At 52.1% G+C, this 18,103-nt stretch carries 18 protein-coding genes and 1 other annotated feature; of the genes, 11 read left to right on the top strand and 7 right to left on the bottom strand.

The window, feature by feature from the left end:
- The first annotated feature begins 305 nt into the window (after window positions 1-305).
- Complete coding sequence (sbcB, locus tag IMQ48_RS21355) at window positions 306-1,730, top strand: exodeoxyribonuclease I (RefSeq protein ID WP_196210565.1); 1,425 nt, start codon at window positions 306-308, stop codon at window positions 1,728-1,730.
- 98 nt (window positions 1,731-1,828) lie between these two features.
- Here sbcB and IMQ48_RS21350 read toward each other — a convergent pair whose 3' ends face one another.
- The 4 genes from IMQ48_RS21350 to IMQ48_RS21335 form a co-directional block, all read right to left on the bottom strand.
- On the bottom strand, window positions 1,829-3,190 hold the full coding sequence (locus IMQ48_RS21350) for an APC family permease (RefSeq protein ID WP_181596590.1): 1,362 nt from the start codon (window positions 3,188-3,190) through the stop codon (window positions 1,829-1,831).
- A complete protein-coding gene (yoeI, locus tag IMQ48_RS21345; protein WP_101706264.1) occupies window positions 3,180-3,242 on the bottom strand; it encodes a membrane protein YoeI in 63 nt (20 codons plus the stop codon). The genes IMQ48_RS21350 and yoeI overlap by 11 nt, the downstream gene beginning before the upstream one ends.
- Before the next feature lie 216 nt (window positions 3,243-3,458).
- The gene (locus tag IMQ48_RS21340) at window positions 3,459-4,388 is read right to left on the bottom strand and encodes a LysR substrate-binding domain-containing protein (RefSeq protein ID WP_196210564.1); all 930 of its coding nucleotides are present in this window, start codon (window positions 4,386-4,388) and stop codon (window positions 3,459-3,461) included.
- A 41-nt stretch (window positions 4,389-4,429) separates the two neighbouring features.
- Entirely contained in the window at window positions 4,430-5,254 is an 825-nt protein-coding gene (locus IMQ48_RS21335) for an SDR family oxidoreductase (RefSeq protein ID WP_196210563.1), read from the bottom strand.
- 175 nt (window positions 5,255-5,429) lie between these two features.
- Between IMQ48_RS21335 and hisL the strand changes: the two genes are divergently transcribed.
- The 9 genes from hisL (at window position 5,430) to hisIE (ending at window position 12,783) form a co-directional block, all read left to right on the top strand.
- Window positions 5,430-5,477 carry a his operon leader peptide gene (hisL, locus tag IMQ48_RS21330; RefSeq protein WP_100250077.1) on the top strand — a complete coding sequence of 16 codons (48 nt, stop codon included), beginning with the start codon at window positions 5,430-5,432 and terminating at the stop codon, window positions 5,475-5,477.
- Window positions 5,453-5,575 (top strand) — a sequence feature (His leader region). (Overlaps the previous gene by 25 nt.)
- A 46-nt stretch (window positions 5,576-5,621) precedes the next feature.
- Complete coding sequence (gene hisG, locus IMQ48_RS21325; protein WP_196210562.1) at window positions 5,622-6,521, top strand: ATP phosphoribosyltransferase; 900 nt, start codon at window positions 5,622-5,624, stop codon at window positions 6,519-6,521.
- A gap of 127 nt (window positions 6,522-6,648) precedes the next feature.
- Entirely contained in the window at window positions 6,649-7,953 is a 1,305-nt protein-coding gene (gene hisD, locus IMQ48_RS21320; protein WP_196210561.1) for a histidinol dehydrogenase, read from the top strand.
- A complete protein-coding gene (gene hisC, locus IMQ48_RS21315; RefSeq protein WP_196210560.1) occupies window positions 7,950-9,029 on the top strand; it encodes a histidinol-phosphate transaminase in 1,080 nt (359 codons plus the stop codon). Before hisD ends, hisC begins: the two co-directional genes overlap by 4 nt.
- On the top strand, window positions 9,026-10,093 hold the full coding sequence (gene hisB / locus IMQ48_RS21310; protein ID WP_196210559.1) for a bifunctional histidinol-phosphatase/imidazoleglycerol-phosphate dehydratase HisB: 1,068 nt from the start codon (window positions 9,026-9,028) through the stop codon (window positions 10,091-10,093). The genes hisC and hisB overlap by 4 nt, the downstream gene beginning before the upstream one ends.
- Entirely contained in the window at window positions 10,093-10,683 is a 591-nt protein-coding gene (hisH, locus tag IMQ48_RS21305) for an imidazole glycerol phosphate synthase subunit HisH (RefSeq protein WP_096756620.1), read from the top strand. Before hisB ends, hisH begins: the two co-directional genes overlap by 1 nt.
- On the top strand, window positions 10,683-11,420 hold the full coding sequence (gene hisA, locus IMQ48_RS21300; RefSeq protein WP_196210558.1) for a 1-(5-phosphoribosyl)-5-[(5-phosphoribosylamino)methylideneamino]imidazole-4-carboxamide isomerase: 738 nt from the start codon (window positions 10,683-10,685) through the stop codon (window positions 11,418-11,420). Before hisH ends, hisA begins: the two co-directional genes overlap by 1 nt.
- A complete protein-coding gene (gene hisF / locus IMQ48_RS21295) occupies window positions 11,402-12,178 on the top strand; it encodes an imidazole glycerol phosphate synthase subunit HisF (protein ID WP_196210557.1) in 777 nt (258 codons plus the stop codon). The genes hisA and hisF overlap by 19 nt, the downstream gene beginning before the upstream one ends.
- Complete coding sequence (gene hisIE / locus IMQ48_RS21290; RefSeq protein WP_137362966.1) at window positions 12,172-12,783, top strand: bifunctional phosphoribosyl-AMP cyclohydrolase/phosphoribosyl-ATP diphosphatase HisIE; 612 nt, start codon at window positions 12,172-12,174, stop codon at window positions 12,781-12,783. The genes hisF and hisIE overlap by 7 nt, the downstream gene beginning before the upstream one ends.
- A gap of 65 nt (window positions 12,784-12,848) precedes the next feature.
- Here hisIE and wzzB read toward each other — a convergent pair whose 3' ends face one another.
- Window positions 12,849-13,832 (bottom strand): LPS O-antigen chain length determinant protein WzzB, encoded by a 984-nt coding sequence (gene wzzB, locus IMQ48_RS21285; protein WP_196210556.1) that lies wholly within the window; start codon window positions 13,830-13,832, stop codon window positions 12,849-12,851.
- Between the two features lie 351 nt (window positions 13,833-14,183).
- On the opposite strand from wzzB, the gene IMQ48_RS21280 reads away from it, so the two are divergent.
- A complete protein-coding gene (locus IMQ48_RS21280) occupies window positions 14,184-15,188 on the top strand; it encodes an NAD-dependent epimerase (RefSeq protein ID WP_196210555.1) in 1,005 nt (334 codons plus the stop codon).
- Window positions 15,189-15,250: 62 nt separating this feature from the next.
- Here the strand turns inward: IMQ48_RS21280 and ugd are convergent, their stop codons facing one another.
- Both ugd and gndA read right to left on the bottom strand, forming a co-directional pair.
- A complete protein-coding gene (gene ugd, locus IMQ48_RS21275) occupies window positions 15,251-16,417 on the bottom strand; it encodes a UDP-glucose 6-dehydrogenase (RefSeq protein ID WP_196210554.1) in 1,167 nt (388 codons plus the stop codon).
- A 206-nt stretch (window positions 16,418-16,623) separates the two neighbouring features.
- On the bottom strand, window positions 16,624-18,030 hold the full coding sequence (gene gndA, locus IMQ48_RS21270) for an NADP-dependent phosphogluconate dehydrogenase (protein ID WP_196210553.1): 1,407 nt from the start codon (window positions 18,028-18,030) through the stop codon (window positions 16,624-16,626).
- Between the last annotated feature and the right edge of the window lie 73 nt (window positions 18,031-18,103).

Here is an 18,103-nt window from a genome sequence, read left to right as displayed (position 1 = left end):
CATTTCTAAAAACAAGAACCTATTGTTTATAAAGACTTTTAAAAATTCCAAAACCCAACGATTAACCATAAAAATAACAATAATAGTTCTCAATCAATTTATTAAAAACACATTACCCTTGCGGGTAATTATTCTAATAAATATAATTTGTGTCGGTTAATTAATTTAAGAAATATATAAAAACACTGTTCATCTCAATTTTTTTGCGACCATACTCCCCGAAGCGATAATCGCTTTGCTGATTCCCTTGCTAATTTTTGGTATTATTAGAAAAGCGCTAAATTGATCCCGGACATAACTGAACAATGAATGACGGCAAGCAGCACCCTACGTTTCTCTTCCACGATTACGAAACCTTTGGTACCCATCCGGCACTGGACAGACCCGCGCAATTTGCGGCCATCCGCACGGATAACGATTTCAACATTATCGGTGATCCAGAGGTCTTTTATTGCAAGCCTGCGGACGACTACCTGCCGCACCCGGAAGCGGTACTGATCACCGGTATTACCCCGCAGGAAGCACGTGAAAAAGGAGAAAACGAAGCGACGTTTGCTGCCCGCATTCACTCACTGTTTACCGTGCCCAAAACCTGTATTGTGGGCTATAACAATGTACGCTTCGATGACGAAGTGACACGTAACATCCTGTACCGCAATTTTTACGATCCTTATGCCTGGAGCTGGCAGCACGATAATTCACGTTGGGATTTACTGGATGTTATGCGCGCCTGTTACGCCCTGCGCCCGGAAGGCATTAACTGGCCAGAAAACGACGACGGGTTACCCAGTTTCCGTCTTGAGCATTTGACTAAAGCCAACGGCATTGAACATGCCAATGCCCACGATGCGATGGCCGATGTGTACGCCACCATTGCGATGGCACAGCTGGTTAAGTCACGTCAGCCTCGTCTGTTTGATTATCTCTATAGCCACCGGAACAAGCACAAGCTGGCCGCCCTGATCGATGTCCCGCAAATGAAACCTCTGGTGCATGTCTCCGGCATGTTCGGCGCATGGCGCGGCAATACCAGCTGGGTTGCGCCGCTCGCCTGGCACCCGGACAATCGCAATGCGGTCATTATGGTTGATTTAGCCGGTGATATTTCCCCCTTGCTTGAGCTGGACAGCGACACGCTGCGCGAGCGTCTTTACACGGCCAAAGCCGATCTGGGCGATAACGTGGCGATACCAGTGAAGCTGGTGCACATCAACAAATGTCCTGTCCTGGCGCAGGCCAATACGCTACGCCCGGAAGATGCCGACCGGCTTGGGATTAATCGTCAGCATTGCCTGGATAATCTTAAATCCCTGCGTGAAAACCCGCAGATTCGCGACAAAGTGGTGGCCATTTTTTCCGAGGCAGAACCCTTCACACCATCAGACAACGTCGATGCCCAGCTGTATAACGGTTTTTTCAGCGACGCCGACCGCGCCGCGATGAAAATCGTGCTGGAAACCGACCCACGCAATTTACCGGCGCTGGATGTCACCTTTGTCGATAAGCGTATTGAAAAGCTGCTATTTAATTACCGCGCGCGCAACTTCCCCGGCACGCTGGATGAAACCGAGCAACAGCGCTGGCTGGACCATCGCCGTCAGGTGTTTACCCCGGAATTTTTACAGCAGTACGCCAATGAATTGCAGATACTGAGTCAGCAATATGCGGATAACAAAGAGAAGCTGGCATTGCTGAAATCACTCTGGCAATACGCTGAAGAGATTGTGTAAGAGGAGTGTGTAACGCACAAGTATAAAAAAACCGGAGAACATGTCTCCGGTTAGGCAGTTAGCAGGACGAAGGTGCCAGCACCTCATCCTGCCGTCAATTATTGCGCGATATCTTCGTACTGCGGCACCGGATTACGGAAGCTTTTAGTGACGCAAGCCAGATAAACCAGACCAATACCCGCCCAGATCAGGCCCAGAACCATCGAGCTTTCTTCCAGGTTTACCCACAGCGCGCCAACGGTCAGTGCGCCGCACACCGGCATGACCAGGTAGTTGAAATGGTCTTTCAGCGTCTTGTTGCGTTTTTCGCGGATCCAGAACTGTGAAATCACAGACAGGTTCACGAAGGTAAACGCCACCAGCGCACCGAAGTTAATCAGCGCAGTCGCCGTCACCAGGTCAAATTTGATTGCCAGCAGCGCAATCGCGCCAACCAGCAGCACGTTCCATGCCGGAGTACGCCATTTCGGGTGAATGTAACCGAAGAAACGGCTCGGGAAAACGCCATCGCGCCCCATCACGTACATCAGACGAGAAACGCCCGCATGTGCTGCCATACCGGATGCCAGTACGGTGACGCTGGAGAAGACCAGTACGCCCCACTGGAAGGTTTTACCCGCTACGTACAGCATGATTTCCGGCTGTGACGCATCCGGATCTTTAAAGCGAGAGATATCCGGGAAGTACAGCTGCAGGAAGTAGGAGGCACCGATAAAGATCAGGCCACCAATCAGCGCGGTCAGGAAGATAGCTTTCGGAATAACACGCTCTGCATCTTTCGTTTCTTCTGACAGCGAAGAGATGCCGTCAAAACCAAGGAACGAGAAGCACAGGATGGTTGCACCGGTAATCATCGGCACCACGTGCGCGCCTTCAGACCAGAACGGACGGGTGCTGGTCAGCGTACCTGCGCCTTCACCGTGCATGATTCCGTAAATGATCAGGCCAACAATCACCGCCACAATACCCATCTGCAAAATAACAATCAGGGTATTAAAGTTCGCGACGGCCTTGATGCTACGCAGGTTAGAGATGGTCATAAAGCCCACCAGCGCGACAACAAAGATCCACGACGGTACCGACGGCACCAGTGCTTCAAAGTAGATTTTAGCTAACAGGATGTTGATCATCGGCATGAACAGGTAGTCCAGCAGCGATGACCAGCCCACCATAAAACCTACAGTCGGGCTAATGGATTTCTGGGCATAGGTGTACGCAGAGCCAGCAGACGGGAAACGGCGAACCAGTTTACCGTAGCTCAACGCAGTAAAGAGAATTGCAACCAACGCAAAAGCATAAGCCGTCGCGACATGACCATCGGTCAAGCCCGAAACGATACCAAATGTATCGAACAGCGTCATCGGCTGCATATAGGCAAGGCCCATCATAACAACCGGAACCAACGTAAGCGTTTTACGTAATTCCACGCGAGAGGTGTTTGGAGTAACGTTATGCGACATGGTCATTCCCCTTTACGGTGAATACGGTCGCGTAAGCAAAAAATTGCCCCATTTTTACGGATTCCTCAGCGACAACAACTGTCGGTTTTTAGTAAGTATCTATCCGGTACGAAGCCCGGCCTCTTTTATGAATGATTGGTTTGATGCAAAAAAATAACCGACGCGTATTAAAACGTCGGTTAATGTCATTTTTTGCAAGCGGCGTATTTTGCACTAAATTGAAGAGAAATAACAAGACAATGAGGTAGCCAAAAATGATTATTTTTTCCTAACTGTCTGATTTATCGACACCCGATTTTACATAGACGCCTGCGATAGCACTATTTGCTAAAATCTGATCTCGCCACCAGGCACTGGCTAATCCAGAGGTCTGTTCATTCCAGCCAATCCACACCGGTTCAAACATAATTTGTGCGACCACTTGCTTCTCAATCAGAGCACCGCTGTCCAAAAAACGTTGCGCCAGATAGCGCGGCAAATACCCGCATCCCAGACCACTGATCTGCAGTTCCAGCTTAGTTTTAAAGTCAAAAACGGTGATCGCATCCTGATCGTCAAGCAATTGGGAACCCGACAAGCTCGCCAGGTGAGGACTGTCTCCCACCACAATGGCACGGAAACGTTTAATGGTGCGTCGTTGTAACGGCTCGTCTTCCAGTGCCAGCGGATGGTGCGGCGCGACCACAAACACCTGTTCAAGGTTACCTAAACGCGCAAAACCAAAGTTGCTCCCAGAAGGAGGCTCATGCATCGCCCCGACAATAATATCGGCCCGCCCTTGAGTGAGCGCCTCCCAGGATCCGCCCAGTACGCCGTTGATAAATTTAAGCCGCGTGACGCTGTGGTGTTGGTAGAAGGATTCGATAAGCGGGGCAAGTAGTGAAAAAGGAAAGGTGTCATCCACGCCAATAACCAGTTGGTTCTCCCAGCCTTCATGCAGTTTGATGGCCTGCTTTTCGAGTTCGCGGACGGTATGCAGCACCTCTCGTCCCTTTTCCAGCAGCATCTGGCCGGTGCGGGTGAATGTCGCCCGATGCCCGCTGCGATCCAACAATTGAATATTCAGATCGCTTTCCAGCTTATGGACGGTATAGCTCAAGGCTGACGGCGTCTTAAACAGTTTTGCCGACGCCGCCGCGAAACTCCCCTCTTTATCTAACGCGTCGAGGATTATCAGAACGTCCAGCAGTGGTTTCATACTCGCCCCCTGGCGGTATATGACGGCACGCTGCTGGTCTGTCACTCCATCGGCATCACCAGCGGGTCGGGATATTGGTACTCAAACCCAAGTTCATTGCAAATTCGGTTGCCGTCAATGATTTTACCTTTACCGTTATCCACACCGTCCCGGAATTCCGGCGGTTCCATCCCCAGCAAACGCGCCATCTGGGGATAGAACACGTTACGCGCCGGATGCATAGGCGCACATATATTATAGATGTGTCCTCCTCTCGGTGCCTGGAGCAGCAGGGTGATTGCAGACACGACATCATCCAGATGCACCAGATTAACGCCATGCTGTCCGTCCGGTGCCGTTTTACCGGCGAAAAAGCGTCCAGGATGTCTGCCCGGTCCAACCAGACCAGCCAGGCGAACAATATCTACGGAGGTCCCCGGCAGATTATGCAGCCAGTCCTCAAGCTCTTTCAGTACGCGGCCGCTGGCCGTCACCGGATTGCGCGGCGAGCTTTCTTTCACTGTTCCCTGCACATCACCATAGACTGACGTCGAGCTAGTAAAAATAATCCGTGGAATGCGGTATGCCAGCGCACTGTCGACCAGCTCCTGCATCGCTTGCAGATAAAAATCTTCACCCGGACCGCTACGGCGGGCGGGCAGCGTGATGACCAGCGCATCGGCATCCATCAGCGCATCGAGATCGTCTGACGCACACACGAGTTCAGGTTCAAGGTGCAGCGAGTAGCTCTCGATACCACTCATACGGGCCGCTTCCACCCCATCCTGCGTGGTTTTGCTGCCCGTGACCTGCCAGCCTCGCGCCGCCAGCGACATGGCTAACGGCATGCCTAACCAACCTAACCCGACAATTGCGACCTTTTTCATGCCTTCTCTCCTGACTTGTGGCCTGTTACCCAAGGCTACGCCAGCCCACGGTGGCTGACAATTCATAGTATCAATATGAAATGAATTAATGATCAAAAAAAGCCCTTGCTTTCGATGACTAAAGTGGTTTAGGTTAAAAGACATCAAATGAATAAACATTCATCGAGAAAATCTTATGACACGCGCTCAATTTAAACACCATCATCACCATCATCCTGACTAGTCTTTCAGGCGATGTGTGCTGGGAGACATTTAAATCTTCCAGTGGTGCATGAGCGCATGAGAAAGCCCCCGGAAGAATTCTTCCGGGGGCTTTTTTTTGGTGCGTGACCCAGACCGATTCAGACAGGATAACGAGGACAAGAGAATGTTAGACAACACCCGTTTACGCATAGCTATGCAGAAATCAGGCCGCTTAAGCGATGATTCACGCGAATTACTGGCCCGCTGTGGCATTAAAATTAATCTTCACACCCAGCGCCTGATTGCGATGGCAGAGAACATGCCGATTGATATTCTCCGCGTGCGTGATGACGATATTCCGGGTCTGGTGATGGACGGCGTGGTTGACCTCGGCATTATTGGTGAGAACGTGCTGGAAGAAGAGTTGCTCAACCGTCGGGCGCAGGGCGAAGACCCGCGTTACTTTACGCTGCGTCGTCTCGACTTCGGCGGCTGCCGCCTCTCGTTAGCCACTCCGGCTGACGAAGTCTGGGAAGGCCCAGCGTCACTAAACGGTAAACGTGTTGCTACCTCCTATCCGCACTTGCTCAAACGTTATCTCGATCAGAAAGGCGTCACGTTTAAATCCTGCCTGCTAAACGGCTCAGTGGAAGTTGCCCCGCGTGCGGGACTGGCCGATGCGATTTGCGATTTGGTCTCAACCGGCGCCACGCTGGAAGCCAACGGCCTGCGTGAAGTCGAGGTAATTTACCGCTCCAAAGCCTGCCTGATCCAGCGCGACGGCGAGATGGCCGAGGCCAAACAGCAACTGATCGATAAACTGCTGACCCGTATTCAGGGTGTTATACAGGCCCGTGAATCCAAGTACATCATGATGCACGCCCCAACCGACCGTCTGGATGAAGTCATCTCCCTGCTGCCAGGCGCAGAGCGTCCAACCATTCTGCCGCTGGCAGGCGATCAGCAGCGCGTGGCAATGCACATGGTCAGCAGTGAAACCCTGTTCTGGGAAACCATGGAAAAACTGAAAGCGCTCGGTGCCAGTTCAATTCTGGTGCTGCCGATTGAGAAGATGATGGAGTGATCTGATGCCTGATGGCGCTTCGCTTATCAGGCCTACAAGAATTGTCACAATCATTGATATTACGGGTCTTGTAGGCCGGATAAGGCAGCGCCGCCATCCGGCAACACCCGATAATGGAGTAACGACCATGAGCTTCAATACCCTGATTGACTGGAATACCTGCAGCACAGAGCAGCAACGCGAATTACTGATGCGCCCGGCAATCTCTGCCTCGGACAGCATCACCCGTACCGTCAGCGACATTCTTGATAACGTCAAATCACGCGGTGATGCGGCGCTGCGCGAATACAGCGCCAAATTTGATAAAACCACCGTCAGCGCGCTGAAAGTCAGTGCAGAAGAGATTTCCGCCGCCAGCGCGCGTCTGAGCGATGACCTCAAGCAGGCGATGGCGGTCGCGGTGAAAAATATTGAAACGTTTCACAACGCGCAAAAACTGCCCGCGGTAGATATTGAAACGCAGCCCGGCGTGCGCTGCCAGCAGGTGACCCGTCCGGTCAGCTCCGTCGGTTTGTATATTCCGGGAGGGTCGGCCCCGCTCTTCTCGACGGTATTGATGCTTGCCACCCCGGCCCGTATTGCTGGTTGCCAACGCGTGGTGCTGTGCTCGCCACCGCCGATCGCCGACGAAATCTTATATGCGGCACAGCTGTGTGGCGTGCAGGAAGTGTTTAACGTTGGCGGTGCCCAGGCTATTGCCGCTCTGGCCTTCGGTAGCGAATCGATACCAAAAGTCGACAAAATTTTTGGCCCCGGTAATGCCTGGGTGACAGAGGCCAAGCGCCAGGTGAGCCAGCGACTGGACGGTGCGGCCATTGATATGCCCGCCGGTCCTTCCGAAGTGCTGGTGATTGCCGACAGCGGCGCGACCCCGGATTTCGTCGCCTCTGATTTGCTCTCACAAGCCGAGCACGGTCCTGATTCTCAGGTGATCCTGCTGACGCCGGATGCCGGGATAGCCCGCCGCGTTGCGGACGCAGTAGAGCGCCAGCTTGCTGAACTGCCGCGTGCAGAAACGGCACGTCAGGCGCTGAGCGCCAGCCGCCTGATTGTGGCTAATGATTTAGCGCAGTGCATCGCGATTTCTAACCAGTACGGTCCGGAACACTTGATCATTCAGACCCGTAACGCCCGTGAACTGGTCGATGACATCACCAGCGCCGGCTCCGTGTTTCTCGGTGACTGGTCACCGGAATCCGCGGGTGATTATGCCTCAGGGACTAACCACGTGCTGCCGACCTACGGCTACACTGCGACCTGTTCAAGCCTGGGGCTGGCAGACTTCCAGAAACGGATGACCGTCCAGGAATTATCGCCACAAGGTTTTTCAGCCCTGGCCTCAACTATCGAAACGCTGGCCGCCGCCGAACGACTGACCGCCCACAAAAATGCCGTCACCCTGCGTGTTAACGCCCTCAAGGAGCAAGCATGAGCACTGACAACATTCTTAGCGTCACCGATTTAGCCCGTAAAAATGTCCGCGAGCTGACGCCCTATCAGTCTGCCCGTCGTCTGGGTGGTAATGGCGACGTCTGGCTGAATGCCAACGAGTTTCCGACTGCCGTTGAGTTTCAGCTCAGCCAGCAGACGCTGAACCGTTACCCGGAATGTCAGCCAAAAGCGGTAATTGAGAATTACGCGCAGTACGCAGGCGTTAAACCGGAGCAGGTGCTGGTCAGTCGCGGGGCGGATGAAGGTATCGAACTGTTGGTTCGCGCGTTTTGTGAGCCCGGTAAAGATGCGATTCTCTACTGTCCGCCGACCTACGGCATGTACAGTGTCAGCGCTGAGACTATCGGTGTTGAGTGCCGCACCGTCCCTACGCTTGCCGACTGGCAGCTCGATCTCCAGGGCATTGCCGATAAGCTTGATGGCGTGAAGGTGGTTTACGTTTGCAGCCCTAACAATCCGACCGGCCAGTTGATTAACCCACAAGATCTACGCTCGCTGCTTGAAATGACCCAGGGTAAAGCCATTGTGGTCGCCGATGAGGCCTATATTGAGTTTTGCCCACAGGCGACGCTGGCCGGTTGGCTAACTGAATATCCACACCTGGTGATTCTGCGCACCCTTTCCAAGGCGTTTGCCCTGGCGGGTTTGCGCTGCGGATTTACGCTGGCCAATGAAGAGGTGATTAACCTACTGCTAAAAGTGATTGCCCCCTACCCACTGTCTACGCCAGTAGCCGATATCGCCGCCCAGGCGCTGACGTCACAAGGCATTACCGCCATGCGTGAACGCGTGGCGCAGATCCGACAAGAGCGTCAGTATCTGGTGGATGCGTTGAGCACCATCCCCTGCGTGGAGCAGGTTTTCACCTCTGAAACCAACTATATTCTGGCCCGTTTTACCGCCTCCAGTTCTGTGTTTAAATCTTTGTGGGATCAGGGCATTATCTTACGAGACCAGAACAAACAACCTTCATTAAGCGGCTGCCTGCGGATCACCGTCGGCACCCGAGAAGAAAGCCAGCGCGTCATTGACGCTTTACGTGCGGAGCAAGTATGAGCCAGAAGTATCTTTTTATTGACCGCGATGGAACCCTGATTTCAGAACCGCCAAGTGACTTTCAGGTTGATCGCTTTGACAAACTGGCTTTTGAGCCGGAGGTTATCCCTGCCCTGCTCAAACTGCAAAAAGCCGGTTATAAGCTGGTGATGATCACCAATCAGGACGGGCTGGGCACGCAAAGCTTCCCGCAGGCTGAGTTTGACGGGCCGCATAACCTGATGATGCAGATTTTCACCTCGCAGGGCGTGGTGTTTGATGAGGTGCTGATCTGCCCGCACCTGCCAGCGGACGAATGCGACTGCCGTAAACCAAAGGTGAAACTGGTCGAACAGTATCTGGCTGAACAGGCGCTGGATGCCGCGAACAGTTACGTGATTGGCGACCGAGCGACTGATATCCAGCTGGCTGAAAATATGGGGATTAGCGGGTTACGCTATCACCGTGAAACCCTGAACTGGTCGATGATTAGCGAACAGCTGACCAAACGCGACCGTTACGCCCACGTTGAGCGTAATACCAAAGAAACCCAGATTGACGTCAAAGTCTGGCTGGACCGCGAGGGCCGCAGCAAAATCAATACCGGCGTCGGTTTCTTTGACCACATGCTGGATCAAATCTCGACCCACGGCGGTTTTTGTATGGAAATCACCGTCAAGGGTGACTTATATATCGACGATCACCACACGGTAGAAGATACCGGTCTGGCGCTGGGAGAAGCGTTAAAACTGGCGTTGGGCGACAAGCGAGGCATCAACCGCTTCGGTTTTGTGCTGCCAATGGATGAATGCCTGGCCCGCTGTGCACTGGATATCTCCGGACGTCCGCACCTGGAATACCGGGCTGAATTCGCCTATCAGCGCGTTGGCGATCTGAGCACCGAGATGATCGAGCACTTCTTCCGTTCGCTCTCTTACACTATGGGCGTAACGCTGCATCTGAAGACCAAGGGCAAGAACGATCACCACCGCGTGGAAAGCCTGTTCAAAGCCTTTGGCCGTACGCTGCGCCAGGCGATTCGCGTGGAAGGCGATACTCTCCCCTCCTCAAAAGGAGTGCTGTGATGAACGTGGTGATCCTCGACACCGGCTGCGCCAACCTCAACTCGGTGAAATCCGCGGTGGCGCGTCACGGTTATGATCCGATCGTCAGCCGCGATGCCGATGTGGTACTGCGCGCCGATAAGCTCTTTCTGCCTGGCGTCGGTACCGCACAGGCGGCGATGGAACAGCTGCATGAGCGTGATCTGATTGAGCTGATCAAAGCCTGTACCCAACCGGTACTGGGGATTTGTTTAGGCATGCAACTGCTTGGCCGGCGTAGTGAAGAGAGCAATGGCATCGATCTGCTGGGCATTATTGAGCAGGACGTCCCCAAAATGACCGACTTTGGCCTGCCGCTGCCGCATATGGGCTGGAACCGGGTGTATCCGCAGGCGGGAAATCGCCTGTTCCGCGGCATTGACGACGGCGCGTATTTTTATTTTGTTCACAGCTATGCAATGCCGGTCAATCCCTCGACCATTGCCCAGTGCCATTACGGTGAACCGTTCACCGCCGCGGTACAAAAAGACAATTTCTTCGGCGTACAGTTTCACCCTGAGCGCTCGGGTGCCGCTGGGGCGCTGTTGCTGAAAAATTTTCTGGAGATGTGATGATTATTCCGGCATTAGATTTAATCGACGGCACAGTTGTGCGTCTCCACCAGGGCGATTACGCCACCCAGCGTGATTACGGCAACGATCCCCTGCCGCGTTTACAGGATTACGCCGCACAGGGTGCAGAGGTTCTGCACCTGGTAGATTTAACCGGCGCGAAAGATCCGCTCAAGCGTCAGATCCCGCTGATTAAAACGCTGGTCGCCGGCGTCAACTTGCCAGTGCAAGTTGGCGGCGGCGTGCGCACGGAAGAAGACGTTGCAGCCCTACTGGCGGCCGGTGTGGCTCGCGTAGTAGTTGGCTCGACGGCGGTAAAATCTCCGGAAGTTGTGAAAGGCTGGTTCGAGCGTTTCGGTGCGGATGCGCTGGTGCTGGCGCTGGACGTGCGTATTGACGATCAAGGCAACAAGCAGGTCGCCGTCAGCGGCTGGCAGGAAGACTCCGGCGTTTCGCTGGAAGAACTGGTGGAAACCTACCTGCCCGTTGGCCTGAAGCATGTGCTGTGCACCGATATCTCCCGCGACGGCACGCTGGCAGGCTCTAACGTGTCACTTTATGAAGAAGTGTGCGCTAAATATCCGCAGGTGGCCTTTCAATCATCCGGCGGGATTGGCGACATCGATGACGTTGCCGCCCTGCGCGGAACCGGCGTGCGCGGCGTGATCGTCGGACGCGCGCTGCTGGAAGGTAAATTCACCGTTAAGGAGGCCATTCAATGCTGGCAAAACGCATAATTCCGTGTCTGGACGTTCGCGATGGTCAGGTAGTGAAAGGCGTCCAGTTTCGTAATCACGAGATTATCGGCGACATCGTCCCGCTGGCGAAACGCTATGCCGACGAAGGCGCAGATGAACTGGTGTTCTACGATATCACCGCCTCCAGTGATGGGCGCGTAGTCGATAAGAGCTGGGTATCGCGCGTGGCAGAAGTAATCGACATTCCGTTCTGCGTGGCGGGCGGGATTAAGTCAGTGGAAGACGCGGCGAAAATACTGACCTTCGGTGCTGATAAAATTTCGGTTAACTCCCCGGCGCTGGCTGACCCGTCGCTGATTACCCGCCTTGCCGAGCGCTTTGGCGTGCAGTGCATCGTGGTCGGCATCGATACCTGGCATGACGCCGAAACCGGGAAGTATCACGTTAATCAATACACCGGTGATGAAAGCCGTACCCGCGTCACTCAGTGGGAAACGCTCGACTGGGTTAAAGAGGTGCAAAAACTTGGCGCAGGTGAAATCGTCCTCAATATGATGAACCAGGACGGCGTGCGTAACGGCTACGATCTCGAACAGCTGAAAAAAGTGCGCGAGGTATGCCACGTTCCGCTGATCGCCTCCGGCGGCGCAGGAACCATGGAACACTTCCTTGCTGCCTTCCGGGATGCTGATGTCGATGGCGCGCTCGCCGCTTCAGTGTTCCATAAGCAGATTATTAATATTGGTGAATTAAAAACGTACCTGGCAACGCAGGGCGTGGAGATCAGGATATGTTAACGAAGCAACAATGCCGCGAACTGGACTGGGAAAAAACCGACGGACTGATGCCGGTTGTCGTGCAGCACGCGGTCTCCGGCGAAGTATTGATGCTAGGTTACATGAACCTTGAAGCGCTGGACAAAACGCTTGAAAGTGGGAAAGTGACCTTTTTCTCGCGTACCAAACAACGCCTGTGGACGAAGGGTGAAACCTCCGGCAATTTCCTCAATGTGGTCAGCATTACACCCGATTGCGATAACGACACGCTGCTGGTGCTGGTGAACCCAATTGGGCCCACCTGCCATAAAGGAACCAGCAGCTGTTTTGGCGAGGCCAGCCACCAGTGGCTGTTCCTGTATCAGCTGGAGCAACTGCTTGCTGAGCGTAAAACGGCAGACCCGGAGAGCTCTTACACCGCGAAACTGTACGCCAGCGGCACCAAACGCATCGCGCAGAAGGTCGGTGAAGAAGGCGTGGAGACCGCACTGGCCGCAACGGTACATGACCGTTTCGAACTGACCAATGAAGCATCCGACCTGATGTACCACCTGCTGGTACTGCTGCAGGACCAGGATCTTGACCTGACAACGGTGATTGAGAATTTACGCCAGCGTCATCAGTAAACTTCGGGCGTAAAAAAACCGGGCGATGCCCGGTTTTTTATTGTTAGGTTCAGTGCAATTCTGACTTACTGTGCTTTTGCTTTGTAGCCCCGTAACGCATTGCGCCCCAGCACCACGCCCGCGCCAATCATCCCACCGAGCAGTACCGCCAGTACCAGCGTGATCGCTTTTTTTGGACTGTCACGGCGAATCGGTAACGTCGGTTTCATCACATAGCGGTAGGCGTGTAGCCCAGTACCGTCAAGCTTCAGTGCCGCAATATCCAACAGGTTTTTCCTGGCCTGGAAGTAGCTATCAGAGAAGGTCAACGGGCGAGTCGCTTCGTGCTCAATCATTGACTTCAGGGCATCACTACCCAACAGCAGCATGCTATCCTGGGTAACATCCTGAGTTTGCTGAATTTGTGGCCTGGTCACACCTGCCTGTTCAGCGTAACGCAAGGCTTCCTGAATCTGCTTAATACGTAGATCTTTTTGCTCTTGCGCAATCAATTCCTGAGTCTTGAGTGAGTCTTTCAGCGCTGTTGTCCGCAACTTGATGTTGTCCGCAAGGTCAGCATCCAGCTCTTTGGCAACCTCATCATCAATTTTTTGAATGTATTCAGAAAGTTGACGCTGCGCGTTTTCAGGCGAGTCACCCACATAGGAGACCGCCAGGGGCAGTTGCTGACCTTTAACCGACTGCTCAATAGTTAATTTTTCCGGATTTTCCTGATTATCAAGCGTTTCAGCCAACGCAGAAAACGAGGTGCTAAAGCGTCCAATAACATTGTACTGTAGCTCAGTCACTTTTGGCGCGCTACTGCCATACAATACGTTCAATGCATTATTGTAAGTGGCTATTTGCGCGACATCAGGCTGGGTAACAATTGCAGTAGAAGTCCATTTCTCTTTTGCCACTGCCAGATAACCCACCGCAAGAAGGATGGCAACAGCAACACAGACAACAATCGTCACTTTGCCGCGCCACAACTGCATTATTAAATCAATTAAATCAATCTGCTCCGGATCGTTACTACGACCAGATATGTTGTTATCACCGACAGACATAGAAACCCTAAATGAGAAAAGACTTAACGCCAATAGTTTAGTCATAAATTTAGGTAATTCCATAGGAGTACTGATAAAAAATACAGATTATTTAAGTGATATTGATTGGTCTTTTAATCACTACTGAAAAAGTGAAGTGGGTAATCATATCTATCAACGCTTCGCTGCCAATATTGCAGAATAATCCGAACAATTAATTCATTCACCCCATGAATACTTATGCAGTTATCAGAAATAGCGACGAGCCTAATAACAGATAACGATTATCTTTTTTGCCATCTGACGGTATGATTCTCTTTTTTCTGGCGCCACATGGCGCCTGGCAACAATAAAGCCAGACAGAGGTACGAAATGAAATACTTGGTTACAGGTGCCGCCGGTTTTATCGGCTTCCATGTTAGCAAACGCCTGTTGGAAGCTGGTCACCAGGTGGTCGGTATGGATAATCTCAACGATTACTACGATGTCAGCCTTAAGCAGGCACGCCTGGAGTTGCTGGTACACCCCTGTTTCCATTTTCATAAACTTGATTTAGCCGACCGAGACAACATGGCGGCACTCTTCGCAGATGAGCGTTTTGATCGCGTGATCCACCTCGCCGCACAGGCGGGCGTTCGATACTCAATCGATAATCCACATGCCTACGCAGATTCTAACCTGATCGGCTTTCTGAACATCCTGGAAGGGTGTCGGCATAATCATGTGAAACACCTGCTCTATGCTTCCTCCAGTTCAGTGTATGGGCTGAACCGTAAGATGCCATTTTCAACAGACGATTCCGTCGATCACCCCGTGTCTTTATATGCGGCGACCAAAAAAGCGAATGAGCTGATGGCACATACCTATTCGCATCTATATGGGTTACCTACAACGGGACTGCGTTTCTTCACCGTGTACGGCCCGTGGGGTCGCCCGGATATGGCGCTGTTTAAGTTCACCAAAGCGATGCTGGAAGGGAAAAGCATCGACGTCTATAACTTTGGTAAAATGAAGCGTGACTTTACCTATATTGATGATATCGCCGAGGCGATTATTCGCCTGCAGGATGTCATCCCGCAGGCCGAGGCAAGCTGGACCGTAGAGAGCGGCTCACCGGCTACCAGCTCTGCACCGTATCGCGTCTATAACATCGGTAACAGCGCCCCTGTTGAGTTGATGGATTACATTACGGCGCTTGAAGACGCTGTTGGCACTGAAGCCATCAAAAATATGATGCCGATGCAGCCGGGAGATGTGCTGGAAACCAGCGCCGATACTAAAGCCCTGTACGACGTGATTGGCTTCAAACCGCAAACGTCGGTGAAAGATGGCGTCAAAAACTTCGTGGACTGGTATCGCGATTTCTACGCGGTATAAATTTATTCATTCTGAAATATAAAAGAGGCCTTTTAAAAGGCCTCTTTTATTCGCGAGATGGGTTAGTCATTACCAAACAGATCGCGAGTGTACACCTTGTCGGCGACATCACTCAATTCCGATGTCATTCGATTGGAAATGATGACATCTGCTTCATTTTTAAAGGCATCTAAATCACGTACAACGCGTGAGTGGAAGAATTCATCCTCTTTCATTACCGGTTCATAAATGATCACCGGCACACCTTTGGCTTTAATCCGCTTCATGATCCCCTGTATGGACGATGCGCGGAAGTTATCAGAACCGCTTTTCATAATTAAGCGATAGATACCGACGACTTTAGGTTTACGTGCAAGAATTGAATCGGCAATAAAATCTTTGCGTGTACGGTTGGCATCTACAATGGCGGAGATGAGGTTATTGGGAACCGACTGGTAGTTCGCCAGCAACTGTTTAGTATCTTTCGGCAGGCAATAGCCCCCGTAACCAAATGAGGGGTTGTTGTAGTGATTGCCAATACGCGGATCCAGACAGACGCCTTCTATGATTTGGCGGGTATCAAGGCCTAAGCTTTCAGCATAGCTGTCAAGCTCGTTAAAGTACGCGACGCGCATGGCGAGATAAGTATTGGCAAACAGTTTAATGGCTTCGGCTTCGGTAGAATCAGTAAATAACGTGGGAATGTCTTGCTTGATGGCGCCTTCCTGCAACAAGGCCGCGAATCGTTCAGCACGCGCGGAACGCTCGCCAATCACAATTCGTGAAGGATGAAGATTGTCATAAAGCGCCTTACCTTCACGCAGAAACTCCGGTGAGAAAATAATATTCTCCGTACCCAGACGCTCTTTAATCGACTGGGTAAAACCAACCGGGATGGTTGATTTTATGATCATCACCGCCTGCGGATTTATTTCCAGTACATCACGGATGACTGACTCCACGCTGGACGTATTGAAGTAGTTGGTTTTAGGATCGTAATCGGTTGGGGTCGCAATAATGACGTAATCAGCATTGCGATAAGCCTCTTGCTTGTCGGTGGTTGCGCAGAAGTTGAGATCTTTTGTGGCCAAATACTCTTCAATTTCTTTATCAGCAATCGGTGACTGTTTCTGATTCAGCATGTCCACTTTGGATTGCACAATATCCAGCGCAACCACTTCGTGGTGCTGGGCAATCAGAATACCGTTCGATAGCCCCACATAACCTGTACCTGAAATCGTTATTTTCATTAGCTCTAACATCTTCCGGTTAAACATTAAAGAGTGAACAAATCACCATCGTTAGACCCAACGTTGTCGTATCGGATCAGCGTAAATGCATTATATCGCGATTTAGCACAGCTACGCCTATCAGACCTGACCGAATGCCGTTTTTTGCCCATAAAAAAGCCCGGAGGAGCGCTCCGGGCCTGCATTTTCGTTTGGGCTAAATCAGATTAATCCAGCCATTCCGTATGGAACACGCCTTCTTTATCTGTGCGCTTATAGGTGTGCGCACCGAAGTAGTCACGCTGTGCCTGGATCAGGTTAGCGGGCAGCACTTCTGCACGGTAGCTGTCGTAATAGGCAACCGCTGCGGAGAAAGTCGGAACCGGAATACCGTTCTGCACGGCATACGCCACCACATCACGCAGCGCCTGCTGATATTCATCAGCAATGTTCTTGAAGTACGGATCCAGCAGCAGGTTAGCGATACCGGCGTTTTTAGCGTAAGCATCGGTGATTTTCTGCAGGAACTGCGCACGAATGATGCAACCCGCACGGAAGATCTTGGCAATCTCACCGTAGTTCAGATCCCAGTTGTGTTCGTCAGAAGCGGCACGTAACTGAGAGAAGCCCTGGGCGTAAGACACTATTTTACCCAGATACAGCGCGCGACGCACTTTCTCGATAAATTCGGCTTTGTCGCCCGCAAGCTGAGCTTTAGGTCCGGTCAGGACTTTAGAAGCCGCAACTCGCTGCTCTTTCAGAGAGGATATGTAGCGAGCAAATACGGACTCAGTGATCAGCGACAGCGGCTCTCCGAGATCCAGAGAACTCTGGCTGGTCCACTTGCCGGTACCTTTGTTAGCGGCTTCATCCAGAATGACGTCAACCAGGTATTTACCTTCTTCATCTTTTTTGGTGAAGATGTCTTTGGTAATGTCGATCAGATAGCTGCTCAGTTCACCGTTGTTCCATTCAGTGAAAGTGCTTGCCAACTCTTCATTCGACAGGTTCAAACCACCTTTCAGCAGAGAATAGGCTTCAGCAATTAGCTGCATATCGCCATACTCGATACCGTTGTGAACCATCTTCACATAGTGACCCGCACCGTCAGCACCAATGTATGTTACGCAAGGCTCACCATCTTCAGCGACAGCAGCGATCTTGGTCAGGATCGGCGCAACCAGTTCGTAAGCTTCTTTCTGGCCACCAGGCATGATAGAAGGCCCTTTCAGGGCGCCCTCTTCGCCACCGGAAACACCGGTACCGATGAAGTTGAAGCCTTGCGCAGACAGTTCACGATTACGACGGATAGTGTCCTGGAAGAAGGTATTACCGCCATCAATGATGATGTCGCCTTTATCCAGGTACGGTTTCAGGGAATCGATGGCAGCGTCGGTGCCTGCGCCCGCTTTCACCATTAACAGGATACGACGTGGGGTCTCAAGAGACTCAACGAACTCTTTCACCGTGTAATAAGGAACCAGTTTCTTACCCGGGTTCTCGGCAACAACTTCTTCAGTTTTTTCGCGGGAGCGGTTGAAGATGGAGACGGTATAACCACGGCTTTCGATGTTGAGCGCCAAGTTGCGCCCCATCACTGCCATACCGACGACGCCGATCTGTTGCTTGGACATTACATACTCCTATCAGGTGTGGTCACCACGCATGTGTTTGTGCGGTTTTAAATTTACAATTATTATATATTAA

It is taken from the genome of Citrobacter sp. Res13-Sevr-PEB04-36 (assembly GCF_015672735.1).
Taxonomy (GTDB): domain Bacteria; phylum Pseudomonadota; class Gammaproteobacteria; order Enterobacterales; family Enterobacteriaceae; genus Citrobacter.
This window is presented reverse-complemented; position numbering and strand designations above follow the sequence as displayed.